Origin of the sequence: Trichocoleus desertorum AS-A10 (genome assembly GCF_039962155.1) — a bacterium.
Lineage (GTDB): Bacteria > Cyanobacteriota > Cyanobacteriia > FACHB-46 > FACHB-46 > Trichocoleus.
In genome coordinates, this window is sequence record NZ_JAMPKN010000041.1 from 1 (window position 1) to 25,578 (window position 25,578).

The following is a 25,578-nucleotide window of genomic DNA, read 5'->3' on the forward strand; positions in this document are numbered from 1 at the left end:
TTGCCATTCTTGACGATATGAGTTGAGTCACAAGCAGGACAAGCAGGTAAAGAGGCAGACATGAATCATTGATTTAACTTCATCTTCCCCATCCTTACATCTTTAGGACTACCCAGTGTTTTAACTCTTGCACCAGTTCAGTGCGCTCGGTGAGGCGTCAGCTACTCCCTCAGAATCAAGGTTGGAGCAAGAGCTAAATATTGCTGGAGATTGGTGTTCGATTGGCTCCCGGTACAAGTCGTGATCCTGGGGTTGTAATAGACTGACTGCTCCGAAGTTGCGGGACAAGCTTAGCTTGAGAACTCTTTAGGGTTGTCCCAGTCGTGCTTTGTGATCAGATGGTACTCGCCTGGACTGAAGCGGACGAAGTTTTACTGCAAGTCAGAGCAGAATTTGAGGGGGACGTGCTGCTTCAGTACCCTCTTTCCACCCATCAATAGGGCGATACGTGCTCCGCACAGGCAAGCCAACGCACCAAAAGTTTTTAATCATTAAGATGCGGTTGCTGGCTCAATAATCTCGTGGAATTTCTTAAAGTCATCCAGATCTTCACCCCATTGTTTTCCCGGTAAAGGGCGATTGTGTTTCTATCGCAAGACGTTGTGCGATTTCAAGCGCGAGGAAATGCTGAGACACTCGATTCATTTATTACTTCACTACTTGAGATTTTGTAGAAGTCAAGAGACTAGATCTCTGACAAATTGATTAGAAATTTCCTACAAAACGCGTAAATTCTGCCTACACTCGTAGTCTCACTGAATATTTGGGGATTCCTAAGCTCATTCCCTCCCACAACTACCATTATCCCACTGGCATGCTGTGACCTTCTAAAAGCCTTGAGAACTTTTGAGAACTTGGCAGATTAATCTTACTGCTCTTGAAGAGCTACACTAACCATCCTAACGCGCCTCGTGACGCCAAACCCATTCCTTGTGATACCAAACCCATTATGAAGCGACGTAATTTTGTCACGGGCTCTCTGCTGTTTGTAGGAGGTTGTTCTGCTACAACCCGAATTCGATCTACTCACTCACGAGTGACCATGCCAGAAAAACTCCGCTTTGCCGTGACCGATGCGAAAGGACTCGAGGAGTTGCAGCGTGACTATGAGCCGTTTCGAGTAGCGCTGGAAGAAGTTCTGGAAACCAAGATCGAGTTCTTTCCCGTGGAGAATCTGATCGCTGCTGCTCCAGCCATGCTATCAGGAGAAATAGACTTTGCTTGGGCGGGACCCTCGGAATATGTGGTTTTACGGGCTAGGGCACAAGCGATTCCCTTGGTTACCCTCCAACGCCAGAACTATCGCACGGTGATTGCTGTCTATGCGGGTAGTGGCATTCAGTCCCTTGCAGATCTCAAAGGAAAAACGTTGGATGTTTGGCAACTCGGGGCAGCCGCCTCTCATCTAGGTGCTGTCAAGATACTGATTAATGCGGGGGTGAATCCATTGGAGGTCAAAATCATTGAGCCAGAGAATGACGATCGCCTCGGGAGATTGAAAACGGGCAAAATCGATGCGGCATCAAGGGCTCTTTCTCGCTACTTGGCAACATTGAAAGAGGAAGGTCTGTCCGCAAAAGATTATCCAGTTTTAGCGCAAGGTCCACTGCTACCAGGGGATGTTTTTGCCGTGAGTAGCCAGATCAATCCTCAAGTGGTTGAAGTGATGCGCTCACGCATGCTGGAGCGCCGAGAAAAACTCATGCAGGCGATTGCGGCTAGAGAGGAACTTGCGAAAAGATTTAGGGGTGGAACCCTGAGCATTGCCAACGACACGGACTACAACATGATTCGGGAAGTCTATCGTGTGATTGGGCAATCAGAAGTGATTCAGTGAGCGTCTAGATACTAGACGCTAAGAGGTTCTCTAATAGACCGAGGGAATAAGCTCAGCGATCGCACGCTGCTGATTACCTCGCTCATCTTGTTGTGATGCGCATCTGATAGTTACTGCTGGCTGGATTTTATATGAGTGCCCCGAAGCTGTGGTTTCATTCCTGCAAATCTGTGGTTGCAAACTCTAGTATTGCCAAGAAAATTAGCTATAGCTATGGGCTAGCCATTGGCATGGCTGTGACTGGAACTGCAATCGGACTCGTAATCGGCAATTATTACCAGCAGCAGGCTCAGTCTCGTCATGAGCTAACGGATTATCAACAAGACCTGTTAGGAGAGCTAGAGCGAACTACCTTAACTGTTCGGGCTCATCCTCAAGAGCTGTTTGCCGTGCTTGAGGATTCGGTGTGGTTCCAGTACGAAACGAGTAAGTTTCAACTCTCCTCTCGTCAATTGAAGCGAACGTTGTCTGAGTTAGAGCAATTTATTGAAAACAACCCACACGATACAGCAGTCAGTCCAGCTGAATTGAAGGAATTATTGGCAAAGTATCACCAAACCCTAGATGCGTACAATCGATTAATGCAAGGCCTTTGGCAACAAATCGATTCGCAAAAACGGTCATCCGGCGGGCTGGCTCTTTCAGAAAAAAAGATTGTAGCGGCAGTTCGTGGACCCGAGGCAACTCAGATCAAAATCCAATTTGAAGACCTTGCCAAAAGGTTAGCGCTGATTAACCAGGCAGCAGAACGACAAGAAGACCAAGCCAATGCACAGCTCACTCAAGCTGACATCCTACGACTACGAATTATCATCCTTAGCATGGCGCTCTCCACAGCAATCGCCATCGTGCTAGCCTTCGTGATCGCTCGGGCGATCGCTCGTCCTGTTCGCACCCTAACAAATATTGCTCAGCAGTCGATTCGAGAGTCTAATTTTGACCTGCAAGCTCCTGTCACAAGTACAGATGAGGTTGGCGCGCTGGCTCGGTCGTTCAATCAACTCATTTACTCAGTGAACCAGTTGCTGAAACAGCAGCAAGATACTAATCACCAGCTAGAGACCTATAGCCAAACTTTAGAACAAAGAGTGGAAGAGCGAACCCAAGCGTTGAGTGAAAAGAACGCGCATTTCAAACAGTTGCTTGAAGAATTGCATCGAACTCAAACTCAAGTGGTACAGAGCGAAAAAATGTCGAGTCTAGGACAATTAGTCGCTGGAGTGGCCCATGAAATCAACAACCCAGTCAATTTTATCCATGGCAATCTCGACCACATGCATAGCTATACACAGGATCTACTGGAAGTCGTGGAGGCGTACCAGCAGCACTATCCTCATCCACCCCAAGAACTACAAGAAACCCTAAATGAAATTGACCTTGATTTCCTTACCCAGGATCTCCACAAAATTCTGCAATCTATGCGAATGGGGACACAGCGCATTCGGGAGATTGTGTTGTCTCTGCGTAACTTCTCTCGCCTAGATGAAGCAGAATTCAAGTCAGTGGACATTCATGAAGGGATTGACAGTACTTTGTTGATCCTGCAGCACCGCTTAAAGGCCAGAGCCGAACGTCCAGAGATTCAAGTGATTAAAGAGTACAGTCCATTACCCCTGGTGGACTGTTATCCAGGGCAACTCAATCAGGTATTTATGAATATCCTGGCCAATGCGATTGATGCTTTAGAAGAGCGCCATGCTAAGCAGACCGACCAAGGGAGGAAGGTCGAGCCAAGTTACATTAAAATTCACACATTAGTTCTGGATACCAAATGGATCATCGTGACAATCTCAGATAATGGACTTGGTATTCCTGAGGCAATTCAAGAACGGGTATTTGATCCCTTCTTTACCACTAAGCCAATTGGTAAAGGAACGGGTATGGGCATGTCCATCAGCTACCAAATCATTACTGAAAAACATGCTGGCAAGTTGGATTGTCTTTCAACCCAGGGCGAAGGAACGGAGTTTAAGATTCAAATTCCAACTCGGCAGCGGTAGTGCTCAAGATGTAAGGCTATCCAGCGCTCGAACCCATGTAGATTGAGAATTCCATTACGCCATTATCCCTAGTTCTGGGCACTACCAGCTTTTGGGTAGGTTTGTCCCCCTTCCAGGCGTTAGCCACTCCCCCAGAATCAAGGTGGGGCAGGAATCAGATATGACTGGCAATTGGCATTCGATGTACCCCCACTACAGGTCGTGATCTTCTGCCTGCAATTGCCCACCTGATCGAGAGTTGGGAAACAGGTGCAGTTTGAGGATGTGCTGGTCATCCCTAATCATGCCTTGTAAGGTCATCATCACCGCTTCTTGTGCGGACGCAATTGCCTTTATGGATGTGCCATCAATCCCACGTGAAAAATTCGCTGTCCTACGTCTCATACAAAGACCGTAAAGCTGTTGCCGCTGATCTGCGCTTGATTTATACCAGCAGCACTGAAGCTGGGGCAGAGCAACGCCTAGTGGAGTTGCCGACACTTGGGAAAGAGTATGATTGACCTGCGCAGGTCAATCATACTCTTTTAATCTCCAATATATTTCTGCCGAACAGGAATTTCAACAATAAATGCTGCGCCTTGACCTGGAGCTGACTCACATCTGAAATGACCATTATGCTTGTTGGCTACAATCTGGTAGCTGATGGATAAGCCCATGCCTGTACCAGCTCCAACAGGTTTTGTAGTAAAAAATGGATCAAACAACTTGCTGCGAACGTCTTCACTCATGCCAATACCATTGTCAATCACACGGATTCTCACCCAATCATTACTGAGTGTTTCTGTACAAATGCGGATAATGCCCAAAACAGATTCAGATCGATCCGATCGCTGTAACAGCTCACAAGCCTGCTGCCTCTGATCACAGCCCTCCAGAGCATCGATCGCATTACTGAAAATATTCATGAATACTTGATTAAGCTGCCCGACGTAGCACTCAACAAAGGGTAAGTCACCGTACTCTTTCACCACTTCAATGCCCAAGCTTCCTTTGCGCTGTAGTCGGTGCTGGAGCAGCAGCAGGGTACTTTCAATTCCTTCATGGATATTGACCGACTTCATGTCGGATTCATCCAGGCGCGAGAAATTGCGGAGTGACAGAACAATCTGACGGATACGATCGGCTCCAATACGCATCGAATTCAGGATTTTGGGAAGATCTTGAATGAGAAACTCTAAATCCATTTCCTCCGCTAAATTTTGCAGCTCAGGGGGTGTATGAGGATAATGTTGCCGATAGCGCTGAATCAACTCCAGCAGATCATTGGTATAGCAGCTTGCATGAGTCAAATTGCCATGAATGAAGTTGACCGGATTGTTGATTTCATGAGCAACACCCGCTACTAACTGCCCTAAACTTGACATCTTTTCGGTCTGAATCAACTGAATCTGTGTCTGCTTCAACTCATTGAGTGTCGATTCAAGCTGTCCGTTTTTCTCTTGCAGTTCTAATGTACGTTGTTCTACCTTTTGTTCTAGCGTGCGGCTATGGTCTGCTAGCTGAACGTTGGCTTGCTGCAAATCTTGAGTCACCACTTCTAGATTGCTATACAGCAGCGCATTTTCTAATGAGATTGCAGCTTGTGAGGAAAGCAGCTTCAAAATTTCTAAGCGCTCAGGCGTAAAGGCTCCTGTAGTCAAGTTGTTTTCAAGGTAGAGCAAACCAATCAGCTTGCCCTTATTAATAATAGGAGTACATAAAATTGACTTCGATCGCGTCTTTACAATGTAAGGATCACGCGCAAATTTCTCTTCTTGGGTTGCGTCCTTAAGGACCAGCGTTTCTTGAGTTCTTGCTACGTAATTAATGACTGATACAGGCAGTTGCTGGCTCGTGGAGACAAGCTGTGGCTGCCACACTGTAATTTCATCTCGGTCTACACTTCCAGTTGCCTCTACCATGAGCTGACCGGCTCGCTCTAGAATCAAGCAGCTTGTCTGAGCGCCTGCATTTTCCATTACGATTGTCAGCAATTTATCCAGCAACTTACTGAGCACAATTTCGCCTGCGATCGCTTGCGATGCTTTCACAATCGTCGTTAAATCCAGGGCACTCACGCCCCCTGTAATGAGAGTCGAAGCGGTTCTAGAGTGGGTCAAACCCATCGTGGATGACTCTAGGGTCGATTGAGAGCATAGCTTAGGATGCGTTGCCTCTAGCTCGTTCACCTTAGCGATCGCACCCCAGCGAGCATAGCTACGATGTGCCTTCATGAGGTAAAGGTGAGCAATTTCCTCCCGTCTCTGTGAATGGTAGAAGGTCGCTGCTGCCTCGTTCGCAATCGCCTCTTCATGAACGTAACCCTGTTCCCTTGCTGCTTTGATCGCGCCATCGTAGTAGGCCATCGCCTCTAGCACTTGGCTCAAAACTCTCGCTTTTTCCGCCTCTACCAAATCATATTTATGCTGATAGTTTTCTGGAGCGTGAAATGCCCATTGTTTGAGTTGGCTCTGATTGCGATTAACTTTTTCCAGATACTGTGCCTTCTCCTCGGTACTTGCGCTCTCATAAACTGCCAGCAGCGATAGGGAATAGTAGAAGTTATACTCAACAAACTGCATAAAACCCACCATGTTGCCGTGGTAGGGTTCTGCACTCTGAGCATAGGCAAGTGCCTGACGGTAATCTTTGAGAATGTAGAGCAGAATCGTTTTTGCAAGATAGGTGAGAAAAAGCAGTGTACCCATCTTTGTTTCGACAAAAATCGGTACCATTTTTAGCTCGTCAAAGCTTTCGCCGACTAAACAAGTGCGATCGCTCACGTCATCAAGCAGGTTTAAGACCAGCTGCCTGACAATTTGAGTAAAGTAGATTTGATACTCTTGCTTGAGACTCAGCAGCAACTCGACATACTTCGCTTGCTTTTGATTAACTTCGCTTAACGGTTCTCCAACAAAAAATAGATAGTTACAGTAGGATGTGGAGTTATAGCAGGCATATTCTACATCGCCTGTATTTAACCCTGCCTGAATGCCAGCAAGTAAAGGGCTAATTGTCGTCTTGGCAGGTTCTTTCCAATGTCTGATAAAGACATTAAAGATATTGATTACTTTTGCCTCTAACTCTTTAGCATGAAACTGTTCTTGCAATTTCAAACCCAGTTGGCCAAAGCGATATCCTTCCTCAATGCGATTTAAGCCACCACAGAGGATTAAGCCATACAAGGCATACCCCATCGCTGCAAAGGAAGAATTACCGTGTCGCATCGCCAGACTAGCCAGCGTGAATGACATAGCAGGAAGTAGTTCTGGTTTGGCATTCAGACAGGGAGTCAAGAGCGTAATCAGAATTTCCATTGCTGCCAGCTTGTACGGATCGCTCATCTCTAGCAGATGGATTAAATCCTCAACTACAACTTCCTGAGGTGCTTCTTGAGTCAGACTTTCACCCAGCAGGTCTAACACTTGCAATGAAGTCGCGATCGCGTCCAACATTTGATTGCGAGCAATGTTGAAATAAATCTTGGTCTGGTAAACCTTGACTTTTTGCAAGAGATCTTGAGTATGTTCTAGAACAACTTCAGTGAGCTGCTCGGCTCGCTCAAAGTGGGTATTCAAGTACTCAACTTCAACGGTTTCGATGTGTAAAGCAGAGGCTAGCTCATATTGACTTTGCCAGCTATCTTCTGCAAGCAGATCCAAACCTGTGGTTAAGTACTTCAGCGCAGGTTCATATGCCGTTGCTGCTTTTGCTTTGCGTCCAGCTAGTAAATTTAATGCTGCTAATTCAGTTCCTTCTATTTGATCAGTAATCAAGTCAATGCCAATGTTTAGCTGGTTGACCAAGTCAAAAATCTTTTCGTCTCGCTCTGCTGGTTTCGTATATTTCAGCAACAAGCGTCCCACCTTTAAGTGAGTTTCTTTTTTACCCTCTTCAGGAATCAGAAAATAGGCAGCTTGCTGCACCCGATCGTGAAGAAAGCGGTAACTAACCTCTAGTGTCTCTCCCGCAGCCGAAGAATCAGTTCCCGACGAATCAACCAGCGCCAATTTGTAGGTATCGCTGAGCGGTAAGACCAGTCCGCACTGTAATGCTTCCCATAACTCACCTGCTGTTGTGGATAAAGGCTTTTCGTTAACGATCGCTAATAAATTAAGATTAAATGTGCTACCAATACAAGCCGCTAACTTCAGGGCGTTTTGGGTCACGTCAGGTAGTTTTTGTAATTTGCCTACCATCAGCTCCACAACGTTGTCTGTGATGCCTACCTGCTGAATTTGCTCAAGCGTCCACTGCCACTGCCCAGATTCTACGTTGTAAGACAACAGCTTTTCTTGATGCAATGAGGAAAGCATCTGAGTCAAGAAGAAGGGGTTTCCTCCTGTTTTTTGCAGCAAAAGCTCAGCTAATGGTCTAGATTTAGCTGTATCACTGTGCAACGTATCAGCTACTAATTGATTCACATCATCAACAGCTAGCGGCGCTAAAGTAATTGTATTAACAACCGTTCCAGCGTTTTGAATGTCTTCCAACGCCAACATTAAGGGATGGGTTAGATTCACCTCGTTGTCTCGATAGGCTCCAATCAACAACAAGCATTGTTGGTCAGAAGCCGTCATTAACAGTTGTAAGAGCTTTAAAGAAGCAGAATCTGCCCATTGCAAATCATCTAGAAAGAGAACTAGAGGATGTTCTTTCTGAGCGAAAAGACTCAGAAACTGTTGAAACACTAAATTGAAGCGGTTTTGAGATTCAGATGATCCTAACTGAGGCACCGCTGGTTGCGATCCAATAATCAGCTCAACTTCAGGAATGACATCAATAATAACTTGACCATTTGGGTTGAGAGCCGTGATTAGTTTCTCTTTCCAAACCTGAATTTGAGCCTCACTTTCAGTCAGAATTTGTCGAATTAATTCTTGAAACGCTTGAATGAGAGATGCATAGGGAATGTTGCGCTTAAACTGGTCAAATTTTCCAGCAATAAAGTAACCACGCTGACGTACAACTGGCTTATGGATTTCATTGACTAAAGCCGATTTGCCAATGCCAGAGTAGCCCGCTACCAGCATGAGTTCGCTACGAGACGGAGCGGGGTGTTGAGAATCGAGAGTCGGGTAAAGTTCTTGGCTATTCCCTACGTCTGCTACGCGATCGAAGGCAGCCAGTAAGACTGCAACTTCCTGCTCACGACCATAGAGCTTCTGTGGAATTTGAAATTTAGCAGAGATGTCACGTAGACCAAGGGTAAAGTCTTCAACTACACCCGTAGTCTCTAACTGTTTCAGACAAGTCTCCAGGTCTACTTTAATACCGTAAGCACTTTGATAGCGATCTTCAGCCGTTTTTGCTAACAGCTTCATGACGATCGCTGATAGAACATGGGGAATCTGGGCGTTCAGTGTATTTGGAGGGAGAGCATTTTTCGCAATATGACAGTGGACTAACTCCATTGCGTCGGTGACTGTATAGGGGAGCTGCCCTGTGAGCATCTCGTAGAATGTCACCCCTAGTGAGTAAAAGTCTGTGCGGTAATCCAGGGAGCGGTTCATGCGTCCGGTCTGTTCCGGCGACATGTAAGCCAGCGTCCCTTCTAATAAATTGAGGTTGCTAATAACTTGATTTTCTCTAGACAGACGAGAGGCAATGGAGAAATCTGTAATCTTAACCTGTCCAGTTGAGACATTAATAATAATATTTTGCGGCTTAATATCTTTATGGATAATATTTTTTTGATGGAGTTCTCCCAGGGTCTCTGCGAGTTGAATGGCGATCGCCAAAAAATCTTTAATAGTAAGCGTTCTAGAAGACAAAAATATTCTTAAAGATTCACCATCAAAATCCTCAAGAGTCATTGCCTCCCCTGCGCCAAAAGCTTCTAGCGCATAAGGCTTGACAACCCCTTTGATGTTGAGATCTTTTGAAAGCTCGTATTCATGCCGCAACCTGGCGATTTCCTTCTGTGTCGGATCGCTAGATCTTACCGTCTTAATGACAACAGATCTACCGCTCTCTTTATCTTGACCGCGATAGATAACAGTATTGACATTTTCATAAAGCTTGCTTGTAACGCTGTAATTCGAGTTCATTTTAATCGCGCCACTTGAGACAGGTTTATGTTTAATCTAAAGAACTGTAATAGTAAGATACCTGCACGACAGAATCCCACTATTACAGTGTTTTACGTTTCTATTGTGCGGTATAGCTTGCTATAGAAACTTCGAGGGAATTACTGAACTCCAGTTGCCTGAAAGGTTGTGTTAGCAAGTGTTTCAGGCGGATGATTCTTGCAAACGTTTAGCGGAAGAGCTGAGGATAAATACGCCGCCAAGCTAAAACGCCAAAGACGGCAGTGCATAGAAACATCCACAGCAATTCCCAGAGCCAAAAATTGGGTAATCCCAAAGACCACCGCAACAGATCAGTAAACGCAGAGAGAGGAAAAAATCCGGTAATAGTTTTCAGGAGGGGCGGTAAAGTATTTCTCGGAAAGTAAGTACCGCAGAAGGTAAACATCGGGATAATGAGCAGAAAAACAGGAATGTTCACCTGATCCATCGTTTTAACGCAACCAGCCGTGAAAAGTCCGATCGCGGCGAACAACAAGCTTCCCAAGAAAATCAAGGGTAGTGACAAGACTAGGTGCCAAAACGAGTAGAGCCCCCAGACAACGGCTACCATGCCTGTCATAAAGCCGACTACTGTGCCGCGAGTTGCTGCCCACAGCCAATCACCCAAAAATACTTCTGTGAAGGTTAAAGGAGCCGTCAACATGGCCTGCCAAATCTTCTCAAAACGCAATCGGATGAACGTGCCGTAAGACCCTTCAAAGAACGATGGATAGAGTGCCCCAGCAGCGATCATGCCAGGAGCGAGAAAGGTGAGATAGCTAATAGTTTGCCCTTCGTAATTCACCTTGCCAATGAGTGGCGTTAAGCCAACACCAAACGAGACTAAGTACACGATCGGCTCTAGAATTGGTGGCAAGAAGTTGACAATCCAAGTGTTTTGAAACACTTTCAGATGTCGTCGCCAGACAGAATAGACTCCCCAAAGCGTAACGGTTGAGCGAATTTTCATTGTAGAGACCTACCTGTCAGCCGTAGAAAGACATCTTCTAAATTGGCGCGGCGACGAGTCAGACTGGTTAGCTGTATACCTCCCAGTTGTTGCCAAAGCTGATCAGGTTCATGGGCTGGCAATGCGAGTAAATAACTACTACCAAAGGAACTGCACCACACACCTGCTTGCGTTGCCAGTTGTTGCAGCACCGATTCGGCAACGCCAGCAACCTCCACAACTTCTGCCCCAATAATGCGCTCAATCAATGCTGCTGATGTGCCCTGATCAACTACCTGACCTTGCTGGAGCAGTATTAGGCGATCGCACAAGCGCTGCACTTCATCCATATAGTGAGTTGTCAACAGCACTCCACAGCCATCCTGCTTGAGTTGACTGACCAACTTCCAAAACTCCTGCCGTGCATCAGGGTCGAGTCCAGTCGTTGGTTCATCTAGAAACACAATATGGGGTCTGTTAATCAACGCTCTTGCCAAAACCGCCCGTCGCTTCAATCCACCAGAAAGTTCGTCAGGCTTATATTTGCCGTACTCTTGCAGCCCAACTTGAGCCAATAATTCTCCTGCGCGCAGACGAGCCGCTTGCCCTGTGATGCGGTAGTAGTTGGCAAAAAAGACAAGATTTTCAAATACTGTCAGTTCTGGGTCAAGATTGTCTTCCTGGGTGACAATCCCCATGCGGGAGCGAGCTTGCTGCCCTTGTGTTTGTACCTGCCAACGATCGAGCTGCACGAAACCGCGATCGGGAATCACCGCGCCGTAAAGCATCCCGATTGTGGTAGTTTTACCAGCTCCATTTGGCCCCAGAAAGCCCAAGATCTCGCCAGCTTCCAGCGTGAATGAGACATCTTGCACCACAGCGCGATCGCCATAGGACTTGCACAAATGATGGGCAACCAATGCCGTTGGTGGTAAAGATCCGGTGATAGTATCGTCAATCTTCGTTCGATGATGATTTGGGAAGAGTTGACGCATAAAAGCTTCACCAGAAACAAAAAGACTTGTCGCATTGTTTTGTAGAGTTCCCAGGTTGTACCCGAAAGCTAAGCTTTGCTTCAAAACTTAATTTTCTCGACGTTTAACAACACCATTCCTTGTAGCAAGTTGGCGTCATAGGTCAATCGTGCTGTTTCTAGGGAACACTACAGTTGTTTAATTTGTTCACTTGTTTTGATCCCACCCATCGCATGACTAACAGCATTAGGGAAGTATTGATCCACAATCTGTTTGAAGCCCAAGCACAGCGATCGCCCTCTGCAATAGCGGTGGTGTGCGAACAGGGACAGTTAACGTATCACGCGTTGAATGCCCGTGCCAATCAGCTTGCTCGGCATTTGCAAACGCTGGGGGTTGGGCCTGATGTGCTGGTGGGTTTATGTGTCGATCGCTCCCTAGAGATGCTGGTGGGTATCCTTGCGATTCTCAAAGCAGGTGGTGCGTACGTCCCGCTAGATCCGGCATATCCCAAAGATCGGCTTGCCTGGATGCTAGAAGATTCACAGGTATCTGTGCTGCTAGCTCAGACAGGAACGTTGCCATCTTTGCCTGACCATTGCCTTGATGTGTTTTGCCTAGATGCCGACTGGGAAAAGATAACTGACTATGACCCAGAAAATTTAGCTTCACAAGCAACAGCGGCGAACCTGGCATACATCATCTACACATCAGGTTCGACAGGAAAACCCAAAGGGGTGATGATTGAACATCGATCGCTGGTGAACTACACGCAAGCTGTGATTGATGCTTACGAGATGAGCGATCGCGATCGCGTCCTCCAATTTGCTTCGATTAGCTTTGATGCCAGTGCCGAAGAAATCTATCCGTGTCTCTGCGTTGGGGCGACCCTAGTGCTGCGGTCTGAGCTGATGCTGGCATCGGTTTCTACCTTTTTGCAAGCTTGTCAAACCTGGCAACTCACTGTTCTCAGTTTACCAACTGCTTACTGGCACGAACTTACAGCTCGTCTGGAAACCGAGCAGTTAGCAATGCCTGTTAGTCTCCGTCTCGTGATTATTGGCGGAGAAAAGGCATTACCTACACGCTTGGCGGTTTGGCAACAACAGGTTGGCAAGCGAGTCCGTCTGTTAAACACCTATGGTCCTACTGAATCAACTGTGATTGCAACACTGTATGACCTATCGGAGGCAGTGATTGATTCAACGGTTGAGTTGCCGATTGGAAAAGCGATCGCCAATATTCAAACCTACGTACTCGACCAACATTTACAGCCTGTTCCCCTAGGTGAATTGGGTGAACTCTGGATTGCTGGCGCAGGTCTAGCGCGGGGGTATTTAAACCGTCCTGATTTAACTGCTGAAAAGTTTATTCCAATTTTTTTCTTGAAGGAAGAAGAACAGAGAATAGAGAATGGGAATGGCTCTCCAACTTCTCACTCTCCGATCTCTCCTCCTCTCCTCTACAAAACCGGAGATCTGGTTCGTCAGCGTCTCGATGGCAACTTGGAGTATCTGGAGCGAATTGATGATCAAGTCAAAATTCGGAGCTTTCGGATTGAATTAGGAGAGCTAGAAACACTGTTAGGACAACATCCTCAGGTAGAGGCGGCTGTGGTCATTGCGCGGGAAGATATTCTGGGTGATAAACAGTTAGTGGCGTATGTTGTGCCCAAGGCAGGAAGCAGTGAGCAGTTAACGCTTCAGCTTCGCAGCTTCATGCAGAAGCAACTACCCATTTATATGGTGCCTACTGCCTTTGTGCGGTTGGAATCACTGCCATTGACGGTGAACGGCAAGATCGATCGCCGTGCTCTGCCTGCTCCCAATCGCACCACCTTCGAACCAGCAGAATATATTGCCCCCCACACAACAATTGAAGCTCAGTTGGCAAATATCTGGGCAGAGGTGTTGAAGCTAGAGCGGGTCGGCATTACTGACAACTTCTTTGAACTAGGCGGTCATTCTCTATTAGGAACGCAGGTTGTCTCTCGCATTCGGGATCTCTTTCAGGTGGAGATACCACTACGACACCTGTTTAATGCGCCTACGATCGCTGAACTCGGCAAGCATTTAGGAGCTGTAGGAGTCGAGCGATCGCACCTAGACACCATTCAACCGATTCCTCGCACCGAAAACCTACTGCTCTCCTTTGCCCAACAGCGACTGTGGTTTCTAGATCAGCTGGTGCCAAATAGCGCCTTTTACAACATTCCACAAGCGTTGCGATTAAATGGATCGCTGAATCTGGCAGCACTTGAGCGAAGCTTAGATGAAATTGTTCAGCGCCATGAATCCTTAAGAACAACGCTTGTCGCAGTTAATGGACAGCCACTCCAGGTTATTACACCAATTTTGAGAGTGCCGCTACCCGTGATCGATCTGCGATCGCTGCCGCAACAAGAACGGGAAGCTGCTGCCCAGAGCCACGTCATCGAAGCCGCACAGCAACCGTTTAATCTGGCTCAGGGGCCACTGTTTCGTTGTCATCTGTGGCACATAGACGAAGCAGAGTACATTCTTCTGCTGACGATGCATCACATTATTTCCGATGGGTGGTCGATCGGCGTGTTGATTCAAGAGTTGGCAGCGCTCTATGAGGCGTATGTTCTCGATCAACCATCTCCCTTACCCAAACTCGCGATTCAGTATGCTGATTTTGCCCAGTGGCAGCGGCACTCGATGCAACATTACGGGCAGGAGCAGGTTGCCTATTGGAAACAACAACTTGCGGGTGCCCCTGCAGTAATGGAATTGCCGACCGATCATCCGCGTCCCTCGGTGCAAACGTTTAGGGGTGGTGTGCAATCGTTTCTGCTACCTGCTGCACTCAACCCATCGATCGAGTCTTTGAGCCAGCAGATGGGCATCACTCCCTTCATGACACTTCTGGCTGCATTTCAACTATTACTCTATCGCTACACCCGGCAACCCGATGTGGTGGTAGGTTCGCCGATCGCCAATCGTCACCGGGCAGAAGTGGAGGCGTTGATTGGTTTTTTCATCAATACATTGGTGCTGCGGACTGATCTATCTGGCAATCCGACAGTTTCGGACTTACTGAAGCGAGTCCGGGAAGTTGCCCTAGAAGCCTATGCCCATCAAGATTTGCCGTTTGAGCAGTTGGTAGAGGCACTTCATCCCGATCGCAATCTCAGTCATACACCTTTGTTTCAGGTGATGTTTGTCTTGCAAAATGCTCCGACACCATCATTGGAATTAGCTGGCGTAATACTGCATCCCCTTCAGCTTGAAAATGGGGCACGGCTAGATTTGACTGTTGCAATGGACAGCCCGGAACAGGAATTGGCCAGGTTTGATTTAACGTTGTCGTTGGAGTATACCGAACACGGACTGCTGGGCATTTGGGAATACAATACAGAGCTATTTGAAGCCGACACGATCGCGCGAATGGCGGGACATTACCAAACCCTATTGGAAGGGATAGTTGCCCATCCTGAATGCCACTTATCGGAGTTGCCGATTCTCACCCCAACCGAACAGTCGTTATTAACAGCATGGAACCAAACCGATGCTGCTTACACCACCAACCTGTGTATCCACGAGCAGTTTGAAGCGCAGGTTAGCCAGTCTCCACAAGCGATCGCGGTGGTGTTTCATCAAACGCAACTGACGTATCAGGAGTTGAACGATCGCGCCAATCAGTTAGCACATCATCTCAAACAGTTGGGCGTTAAACCAGAGAGTCTGGTTGGTTTGTGTATGGAGCGATCGCCTGAGATGATTGTGGGCCTGCTTGGCATCCTCAAAGCAGGTGGGGCGTATGTGCCGCTTGACCCCAGCTATCCCAAAGAGCGGATTGCTGCTATGGTCGGTGATGCTCAGGTTGGAGTGCTACTGACCCAATTAAAATGGTTGACAACCTTGCCAGATGCCAGCGCGCACATTGTTTGCCTGGATCGAGACTGGAAGACTATTGCTCAGCAACCCTACGAAAATCCGGTTCATCACGCACAACCCAACAATCTGGCTTATGTGATTTACACCTCTGGGTCTACGGGCAAGCCCAAAGGTGTGATGATCGAACATCGATCGCTTGTAAACTTCACACAGGCGGCGATCGCAACGTATGAAATGACAGCCAGCGATCGCCTGTTGCAGTTCGCTTCTGTGAGTTTCGACACAGCAGCTGAGGAAATTTATCCCTGTTTGACGACCGGGGGTACGTTGGTGCTGCGGACTGATGAGATGTTGGGCTCGGTGGCAACCTTCCTGCACCAATGCCAGGAGTTGCACCTGACCGTGTTGGATCTGCCGACTGCTTATTGGCATCAGCTCACAACACAGTTGGCATCAGCCCAGTTGAAATTGCCAGTATCTCTGCGGTTGGTAATCATTGGTGGAGAAGCGGCTCTCCCATCACAGGTTGCCACCTGGAATACCTGCGTCGGCGATCGCCCCAAGCTGATCAATACTTATGGGCCGACTGAAACCACGATCGTAGCAACAGCTGCTTCTCTCTCTCAGCCCATCATTACCGACAAGACAACCATTCCTATTGGCTGCCCCTTATCTAACGTGCAAGTCTATGTGTTAGATCAAGACTTGCAACCATTACCGATCGGCGTTCCTGGTGAACTCTACATTGGGGGAGCAGGCTTAGCGCGAGGCTACCTCAACCGTCCAGAACTAACAGCGGAAAAGTTCATTCCCAATCCACTTTTCAAGCCTGGGAAAACATCCTGTACACCCCGACTTTACAAGACAGGTGATCTCGTTCGGTTGCGTGCCGATGGCAATCTAGAGTACTTTGGCCGCCTCGATCAACAGGTGAAGGTTCGCGGTTTCCGGGTGGAGCTAGGTGACATTGAATCAGCACTCGGCCAGCACCCCGGTGTACAAGAAGCGGTTGTTCTTGCAAGCGATGATGTCCAAGGGAATAAGCGACTGATCGCCTATGTTGTCTCCAATCTCATTCCCGATCGCGTGCCGATGCAGATCCCCTGTCGGGTAGAAGCTGGCGATCGTACCGTAGAACTCTGCACAGAAGACCTCTCACTGGGGGGGCTTTGTCTTGGAAATGCACCCGATGATTGGCAGCGCGGACAGCCCGTGCAGTTATGCCTGCAGTTACCCACCACCACTGAACCCATATTTCTAGAAGGACAGGTTGCCTGGAACCAAGAGCAACGAGTCGGCATTCAATTGAGCTTGACTTCACTTCAGCAAGCGTTATTGCAACAAGCAGTGCATTACCTGCTAGAAGCACAGGGATTTTTAAGGACTCTCCAGCGCACGCTAACTGACAATTTGCGGCAATTTTTGCAGTCAAAGCTGCCAGACTACATGATTCCATCTGGGTTCATGCTGCTTACTTCGCTGCCAATGACACCCAACGGCAAGATTGATCGCAACGCATTACCGACTTTTAGCCCAGCTTTAACAACGACCGCAACCGACTTTGTAGCTCCTCGTACAGCCGTTGAAGAAGTCATGGCAGAAATTTGGGCAGAAGTCTTGGGGCTAGAACAGGTCAGCACTCATGCCAATTTCTTTGAGCTAGGGGGGCACTCGCTTCTAGGCGTACAGATTATTTCTCGGCTCCGCACAATCTTTCAGGTCGATCTGCCGCTACGTAGTTTGTTTGAAACACCCACGATCGCCAACCTGGCTCAAGCTTTAGAAATAGAAAGCCATCGAAACGACCAACAATCAGCTCCTTCATTGCTCCCGGTACAGCGCGATCGCTCACTTCCACTATCGTTTTCGCAGGAGATGATGTGGGTACTGGCGCAACTCCAGCCTAATGTGCCCTACTACAACCATACCTTTGCCCTGCGCTGGTCAGGAGCCCTCAACCAGGCTGCACTAGAGCAAGCGCTGCAAGAAATCGTGAGACGGCACGAAATTTGGCGCACGACCTATACAACAGTGGACGGTTTACCTGTGCAAGTGGTGCAGGCAGCGACAAAATTCATTGTGCATCGTATTGATCTACAGAGTTTACCTGAGGGCGATCGAGCGGCAGAAGCTATTCGACAGGTGACAGCAGACGTTCAGCGTCCTTTTGATCTCAGTGCAGATTTGCTGCTGCGATCAACCCTGGTTCAATACACCGAAACCGAGTATCAGCTCTTCATCACGCTGCACCACATCAATTACGACGGGCTTTCCCTCTCAATCCTATTGCAAGAACTGGAAGTTCTTTACACGGCTTTCCAGGCTGGCAAACCTTCTCCTTTACCTGAGCTGCCGATTCAATATGCAGATTACGCCTTTTGGCAACGACGTTGGTTACAGCCAGATGTTCTAGAGCCCCATTTAGCGTACTGGAAGCAGCAACTCACTGATCTGCCCACATTGCAGTTACCTACCGATTACCCACCGCCTGCAAACCCAACCTTCGCTGGAGCCAGCTACAGCCTCGCTTTCTCCAAAGAGCTGACCAACAAACTGAAAGCGCTCTGTCGCAAAGAGAGCGTAACGCTGTTTATCACTTTGCAGGCAGCCTTTCAAACTCTACTTGCTCGCTATACCGGACAAACCGATATTCCAGTTGGCTTTATTACGGCAGGGCGCGATCGCCCAGAGCTAGAAAACTTGTTGGGCTTCTTTGCCAATTTCTTGGTGCTGCGATCGGATCTATCTGGTAATCCCACTTTTCGAGAACTTTTGGTCAGAGTACGCGAGGTTGCACTGGCTGCCTATACCCATCAGCACGTTCCCTTCCAGAAGCTAGTCGAAGTATCGCGATCGGATCGACGCTTGGGGCAAAATCCGCTTTACCAGGTGATGTTACTCCTCGATCCCCCGATGTCAAACGATACCTCTGGCTGGACGCTGGAGTATCCTAGTCCAGTGGAGAATGGCACCGTAACCTGCGATTTGCTGATTACATTGAGTGAAGGGGCAGACGGGCTGACGGGTCAACTGTCCTATAGCACTGAACTGTTTAGCGCTGAAACCATTGCCCGGATGGCAGGCCATTTTCAAACTCTGCTAGAAGGTATTGTTAGCAATCCAGACGAAACGCTGGCGGCTCTACCCCTCCTGCCGATCGCTGAACAGCAGCAGCTACAGGCGTGGAATCAAACCCAGGTTGCCTACCCGCTAGAAATCTGTTTGCATCAGTGGATTGACATGCAGGTGGAGCGGACACCAGATGCAGTAGCCGTTAGCTTTGAAGGGCAACATCTCACCTATCGAGAACTGAATGAACGAGCAAATCAACTCGCTCACTACTTACAGACACTTGGCGTAAAACCAGACACGCTTGTGGGCATCTGTGTCGATCGCTCCTTGGAGATGGTGATCGGACTCCTCAGCATTCTCAAAGCCGGCGGTGCATATGTCCCCTTCGACCCCAGCTATCCATCAGACCGTCTAGCGTTCATGCTCGAAGATGCGCAAGTGCCCATCTTGTTAACGCAAGCTTATCTGGTCGATCAACTCCCGCCCCATCAAGCACAGACACTTTGCCTTGATACAGACTGGCAGCAAATTGCTCAAGGCTACAAGCACAATCCTGATAGCGGCGTTACGTCTGACAACCTCGCCTATGTGATTTATACGTCCGGTTCAACTGGCAAACCCAAAGGCGCGATGAATACCCATCGGGGCATCTGCAATCGCCTGCTGTGGATGCAGGATGAGTATCAGTTGACCAAGGACGATCGCGTTCTGCAAAAAACCCCCTTCAGCTTCGATGTCTCCGTCTGGGAATTTTTCTGGCCTCTGATGAGTGGTGCACGTCTAGTTGTGGCTCGACCAGAAGGACACAAAGACCCAGCCTACTTGGTGCAGGTGATTGCCGAGCAGCAGATTACGACCTTGCACTTCGTCCCCTCGATGCTGCGGGTGTTTCTCGAAGAACCAGGTGTAGAACGCTGTGACTCGATTCGCCAAGTCATGTGCAGTGGGGAAGCGCTGCCCCTTGACCTCCAAAACCGTTTCTTTGAGCGCTGCAGTGCTCAGTTGCACAACCTGTATGGCCCTACTGAAGCGGCAGTTGATGTGACGTACTGGCACTGTCAACCGGAAGCTGATCAGCGCTCAGTTCCCATCGGCAGACCGATCGCCAACACGCAGATGTATGTGTTGGATGCTCAGCTTCAACCGGTGCCGATTGGAGTGGGGGGCGAGCTTTACATTGGTGGGGTAAATGTTGCCCGAGGCTACCTCAACCGTCCCGAGCTGACAGCAGAGCGTTTTATTCACGACCCATTTGTAGGCAATGGGAAAAACCACCTCACCCCCCGCCTGTATAAAACAGGGGATCTGGTCCGTTACCGCCCTGATGGTGCGATCGACTATCTCGGTCGCATCGACCATCAGGTGAAGTTGCGCGGCTTTCGCATTGAACTCGGCGAAATTGAATCTGTTCTGACACAACATCCAACGGTGCAAGCGGCGACCGTCATCGATCGCGAAACAGCGTTAGGTGACAAACAACTCGTTGCCTATGTAGTTGCGCTACCGGGACAGGCGATCGTATCTCAAGACTTGCAAGCCTTTCTCCATCAACAACTGCCGGAGTATATGGTTCCTGCTGCTGTTGTCACGCTGGATACGCTACCTGTCAACGCAAATGGAAAGCTCGATCGCAAGGCGCTACCAGCACCGGAACAGAAACAATCGGAAACTCCTTTTGTTGCGCCCCAAACTCCGGTAGAGAAAGCCCTAGCAGGCATCTGGCAGGACGTTTTGGGATTGGAGCAAATCAGCATCCATGACAACTTCTTGGAACTAGGTGGACACTCGCTGCTGGCAACTCAGGTCGTCTCGCGATCGCGTAGCCTCTTTCAGGTGGACATCTCTCTGCGCCACTTGTTTGAATCGCCCACTGTGGCAGCACTGGCTACGGTCATTGAACAGCTTCAGGGCAGTAGTTCTGCGGTGCTAGCCATCGGCGCAATTCCTCGGAGTGCTCGACGGGTCAAACGGTCGTCTTTGCAGTAAAGGCTTTCGTAGACATTGGGTGAAGGCACTGGTCGGACGATCTCGAACCATCACTTTTTAGGCGGTATCAGGAGCATGAGCATGCTATTTGACGTGAATCACGATCCTCACATTGAAGAAGATTTGGAAGACGACCAATTGGAAGACGAGGTTCTCATCTTTCCCATGTCCTTCGCTCAACAACGATTGTGGTTTTTGGATCAACTGATTCCCGATCGTTCGCTCTACAACTTGCCGCTGGTGGTACGACTACAAGGAACACTGGATGTCGCAGCACTGGAAAAGAGTGTTGACGAGATTGTGCAGCGGCATGAGAGCCTCCGAACAACTTTTGCCACAGTTGATAATGAACCCGTCCAGGTTATTGCGCCGACAGTGCCCTGGCAACTTCCAGTGGTTGAGTTACAGCACTTGCCGGAAGGCGATCGCCAAATAGAAGTACAACGCCTCGCCGCAGCAGACGCACAACAGCCGTTCGACCTCAGCACTGGCCCCTTGATGCGAACAACTCTGTTGCATCTATCTGCTACTGAGCATGTACTGTTGCTGACCATGCACCATATCGTCTCCGATCTGTGGTCGTTCAACGTGCTGTTTCAGGAACTATCTGATCTGTATGCGGCGTTTTCTCAAGGCCGACCCTCACCACTGCCAGAACTCTCGATTCAGTATGCTGACTTCGCTCAGTGGCAGCGTGATTGGCTTCAGGGAGATGTGCAGACTAAGCTACTTAACTACTGGACGCAACAGCTTTGGGGTCACCTACCCATTCTGGAACTGCCAACCGATCGCCCTCGTCCGGCGATGCAAACGTTTCGCGGTGCAACCCACTCCTTTTTGATCAGCGATCGCCAACTTGCTGCCCTCAAAATTGTGGCCCAGCGGGAAGGAGCAACATTGTTCATGACCCTTCTAGCCGCGTTCAAAACGTTATTGTACCGTTATACAGGGCAAGAGGATATTATTGTTGGCTCACCGATTGCCAACCGCGATCGGGTCGAAATTGAGAATCTGATTGGTTTCTTTGTGAACACCCTTGTGCTTCGCACAAGTCTTGACGATAATCCCAGTTTTCAAACACTGCTAAAGCGAATCCAGCAAGTCACGTTAGACGCATACGACCATCAGGGGTTGCCCTTTGAGCAATTAGTAGAAGCACTGCATCCAGAACGCAGCCTGAGCCAAAATCCGCTGTTTCAGGTGATGTTTGTCTTTCAGAATGCACCCGTTTCTTCACTCACCTCTGCTTTGACGCTCAGTTTTGACCCCATTGAAAGCTCGACATCTAAATTTGATTTGACCTTTGCAGTGGAGGAAGCCGACACCCTCAAGGTTGAAATCGAATACAGCACAGACTTATTTGATGCAGCAGCGATCGCTCGAATGGCAGGACATTTTCAAACATTGATCGATGGGATTATCACCAACCCCAATCAATTGCTTTCTGAATTGCCCTTGCTCAGCCTTGCCGAACAGCAGCAGCTTCAAGCATGGAATCAAACTCAGGTCGATTATCCGTTGGAGCGTTGCCTACACCAGTGGGTTGAAGCCCAAGTGGAGCGCACTCCAGACGCAATTGCCGTCAGCTTTGAAGGACAACACCTCACCTATCGAGAACTGAATGAACGGGCGAATCAACTCGCTCACTTCTTACAGACCCTCGGCGTGCAACCAGACGTGCTCGTGGGCATTTGCGTCGATCGCTCCCTTGAGATGGTCATTGGGCTCCTCGGCATTCTCAAAGCAGGCGGTGTCTATGTCCCCTTCGACCCCAGCTATCCATCAGAGCGCTTGGCGTTCATGCTAGAGGATGCTCAAGTCCCCACCTTGTTGACGCAAGCTCATCTGCTCGATCGCCTGCCTTCCAATTTAGCCACTGTCCTTTGCCTGGATGCAGACTGGCACCAGCTTGCTCAAGGCTCAACCAACAATCCGCAGAGCGGTGTCACGGCTGACCACCTCGCCTATGTCATCTACACCTCTGGCTCTACAGGTAAACCTAAAGGCGCGATGAACACCCATCGGGGCATCTGCAACCGCTTGCTGTGGATGCAGGATGAGTATCAGTTGACCAAGGACGATCGCGTCTTGCAAAAAACCCCCTTCAGCTTCGATGTCTCGGTGTGGGAATTCTTCTGGCCGCTGATGAGTGGTGCACGTCTGGTCGTGGCTCGACCGGACGGACACAAAGACCCTGCTTATCTGGTGCAGGTGATTGCCGACCAGCAGATTACCACCCTGCACTTTGTTCCCTCCATGCTGCGGGTGTTTCTCGAAGAACCCAACATAGAAAGCTGCCACACCATCCGGCAGGTTATGTGCAGTGGTGAGGCACTTCCTGTAGATCTGCAAACCCGTTTCTTTGAGCGCTGCCATGCTCAGTTGCAAAACCTGTATGGACCCACCGAAGCTGCTGTCGATGTCACCTTTTGGCATTGCCAACCGGAAGCTGATCAGCGCTCAGTTCCCATCGGCAGACCGATCGCCAACACGCAGATGTATGTGTTGGATGCTCAGCTTCAGCCTGTACCGATTGGGATTGTGGGCGAACTCTACATTGGTGGCGTGAATGTTGCGAGGGGCTACCTCAACCGTCCCAAATTGACAGCAGAACGCTTTCTTTGCGATCCCTTTAGGAAAGATGGGAAAAACCACCTCACTCCCCGCTTATACAAAACAGGCGATCTGTCCCGCTACCGTCCCGATGGTGCAATTGAGTATCTAGGTCGCATTGACCATCAGGTGAAGCTACGCGGTTTTCGCATTGAGCTGGGCGAAATCGAATCCGTCCTGACACAACATCCTGACATTCAAGAAGCGGTTGTTGTTGTTCAAGAATCGCTCGGAGGCAAACGCTTGATTGCCTACTTAGTAACCACCCTCTTACCCGATCGCCTTCCGGTGCAACTCAAGTGCTTAACAAGTGTGAATGGTCTCCCTCCCGTTGAAGTCACGGCAGTAGACTTGTCCTTTGATGGAACCTGTTTGATGGGAATTTCAGCAGATGGAAAACCTGGTCACACAGTGCAGTTAAGGCTTCAACTACCTGGAGCGACTGAAGAACAGCAGTTGGAAGGAACGATCGCATGGCAGCAAGGCAATCAAGCTGGCATTAAGTTTAATCTCACCCCAGATCAACAACGTTCACTGCGGCATAGTGTTGAATTTCTCTTTGAAGCTCAAGGCTTCCTCAAAACGCTACAGCGCAGTGTCACTCGAAACTTACGAGATTTCTTGAACCAAAAATTACCAGATTATATGGTACCCGATCGCTTTGTATTACTGCGATCAATGCCGCTCAATGCCAACGGCAAAATCGATCGTCGTGCCCTGCCCACCCCTGAACAAGAGCGATTTGAGGCAGGAACCGCGATCGCGCTACCCCAAACCGTTGTAGAACGACAGTTGGCAGACCTCTGGAGTAAGCTTCTTGGCATGCAACAGGTGAGTATCCAGGACAATTTTTTTGAATTAGGTGGTAATTCACTGCTAGCTGCTCAGCTAGTTGCTGCTATCCGAGAAAGCCTTCAGGTGAAGTTACCAGTACGTTGCATGTTTGAGCAACCCACGATCGCGGGGCTCGCTCAACTGATCGAAACAATTGATCAAGAAGGAATCACATCCCTCACACAGACGCTTGCTTTAGAGGCCGAAGCCATCTTGCCTCCTGAAATTTCACCCAGTAGAGCGCAAGTACTTGAGATGAGTCAGGTCTCTCATCCTCAACACATTCTACTTACAGGCGCAACAGGGTTTTTAGGCGCGTTTTTGCTGCAAGAGTTGCTACAACGCACTGAGGCTCACATCTATTGCTTAGTTCGGGCGACAACTGTTTCTGAAGGGTTAAGCCGCGTACAATCCACATTAGAAAAATACCAATTGTGGCAGCCAGCATTCAATCAGTCTCGTATTAGTCCCATTTTGGGAGATCTTGCCCAACCGTTGCTGGGTCTTGCACCCAATGAATTTGATCGATTAGCCGCTCAGATTGATGCGATCTATCATAACGGTGCGGATGTCAATTTCTTCAAACCCTACACTCAGCTCAAAGCCCCGAATGTTTTGGGAACTCAAGAAGTTCTCAGGCTAGCGTGTCAAACCAAAGTTAAACCTGTTCATCACATTTCCACCGTTTCAATCTTTGGCAATCCTTCCAGTGACTCATCCATTATTCGAGAAGATGAGCCGATCGACGGTCATGAAACCCATTTAGATCTCGGCTATTCCCAAAGTAAATGGGTTGCCGAAAAGCTAGTGTGGATCGCTCAATCAAGAGGGTTACCCGTAACTGTGTTTCGAGCAGGTGCGATCGCAGGATCAAGCCAAACTGGACTCAGCAACAGCAAAGATTTTGAATTTAGTTTCATTCGAGGCTGTATCCAGATGGGAGTGTTCCCTGATTCAGGAAATGAACAGCAGTCGTTTGTTCCAGTCGATTATGTCAGTCAAGCGATCGTTCACTTATCTCAACAGCCGCAGGCACTCATAAAAGCCTTCCATTTGGTACATCCCTTCCCAATTCGCAAAGTAGAGTTTTTCGAGAACATTCAGGCATATGGCTATTCCCTCAAAAAACTGCCCTATACTCAATGGCGAGAGATTCTTTTACAGCAAGAGCAGAACGCGCTGAAAAACGCTCTCATCCCGTTCCTGCCTCTATATAAAGAGGAAAGCGACCAGGATCTATCTGCTCAGTTAGACTCTGATCAAATTGATCCAACCTTTGAGTGTCAAAACACCTTGGATGGTTTAGCCAACACAACGATCAATTGTTTATCGATCAACCAACTACTAAAGGTATATTTGCCTGTCTTACTCTTCAATTCTCAATCCTTGAATTGACACTCCCA

Annotated in this window: 8 protein-coding genes; 4 read left to right on the forward strand and 4 right to left on the reverse strand. The window is 48.6% G+C overall.

The window, feature by feature from the left end; genetic code table 11:
- The first annotated feature begins 1,042 nt into the window (after positions 1 to 1,042).
- Positions 1,043 to 1,837 (forward strand): phosphate/phosphite/phosphonate ABC transporter substrate-binding protein, encoded by a 795-nt coding sequence (locus NDA01_RS26140; protein ID WP_348230286.1) that lies wholly within the window; start codon positions 1,043 to 1,045, stop codon positions 1,835 to 1,837.
- 170 nt (positions 1,838 to 2,007) lie between these two features.
- Complete coding sequence (locus tag NDA01_RS26145) at positions 2,008 to 3,837, forward strand: sensor histidine kinase (protein WP_348230287.1); 1,830 nt, start codon at positions 2,008 to 2,010, stop codon at positions 3,835 to 3,837.
- Between the two features lie 192 nt (positions 3,838 to 4,029).
- Here NDA01_RS26145 and NDA01_RS26150 read toward each other — a convergent pair whose 3' ends face one another.
- The 4 genes from NDA01_RS26150 to NDA01_RS26165 all read right to left on the reverse strand — a co-directional run bounded on the left by NDA01_RS26150 (position 4,030) and on the right by NDA01_RS26165 (position 11,831).
- The gene (locus NDA01_RS26150) at positions 4,030 to 4,221 is read right to left on the reverse strand and encodes a hypothetical protein (RefSeq protein ID WP_348230301.1); all 192 of its coding nucleotides are present in this window, start codon (positions 4,219 to 4,221) and stop codon (positions 4,030 to 4,032) included.
- A gap of 140 nt (positions 4,222 to 4,361) precedes the next feature.
- Entirely contained in the window at positions 4,362 to 9,866 is a 5,505-nt protein-coding gene (locus tag NDA01_RS26155; protein ID WP_348230288.1) for a trifunctional serine/threonine-protein kinase/ATP-binding protein/sensor histidine kinase, read from the reverse strand.
- 208 nt (positions 9,867 to 10,074) lie between these two features.
- On the reverse strand, positions 10,075 to 10,857 hold the full coding sequence (locus NDA01_RS26160; RefSeq protein ID WP_348230289.1) for an ABC transporter permease: 783 nt from the start codon (positions 10,855 to 10,857) through the stop codon (positions 10,075 to 10,077).
- Positions 10,854 to 11,831 carry an ABC transporter ATP-binding protein gene (locus NDA01_RS26165; protein ID WP_348230290.1) on the reverse strand — a complete coding sequence of 326 codons (978 nt, stop codon included), beginning with the start codon at positions 11,829 to 11,831 and terminating at the stop codon, positions 10,854 to 10,856. The genes NDA01_RS26160 and NDA01_RS26165 overlap by 4 nt, the downstream gene beginning before the upstream one ends.
- 212 nt (positions 11,832 to 12,043) lie before the next feature.
- Between NDA01_RS26165 and NDA01_RS26170 the strand changes: the two genes are divergently transcribed.
- Both NDA01_RS26170 and NDA01_RS26175 read left to right on the forward strand, forming a co-directional pair.
- Positions 12,044 to 20,728 carry an amino acid adenylation domain-containing protein gene (locus NDA01_RS26170; RefSeq protein ID WP_348230291.1) on the forward strand — a complete coding sequence of 2,895 codons (8,685 nt, stop codon included), beginning with the start codon at positions 12,044 to 12,046 and terminating at the stop codon, positions 20,726 to 20,728.
- An 81-nt stretch (positions 20,729 to 20,809) separates the two neighbouring features.
- Positions 20,810 to 25,570 carry an amino acid adenylation domain-containing protein gene (locus NDA01_RS26175; RefSeq protein WP_348230292.1) on the forward strand — a complete coding sequence of 1,587 codons (4,761 nt, stop codon included), beginning with the start codon at positions 20,810 to 20,812 and terminating at the stop codon, positions 25,568 to 25,570.
- Positions 25,571 to 25,578: the final 8 nt, after the last annotated feature.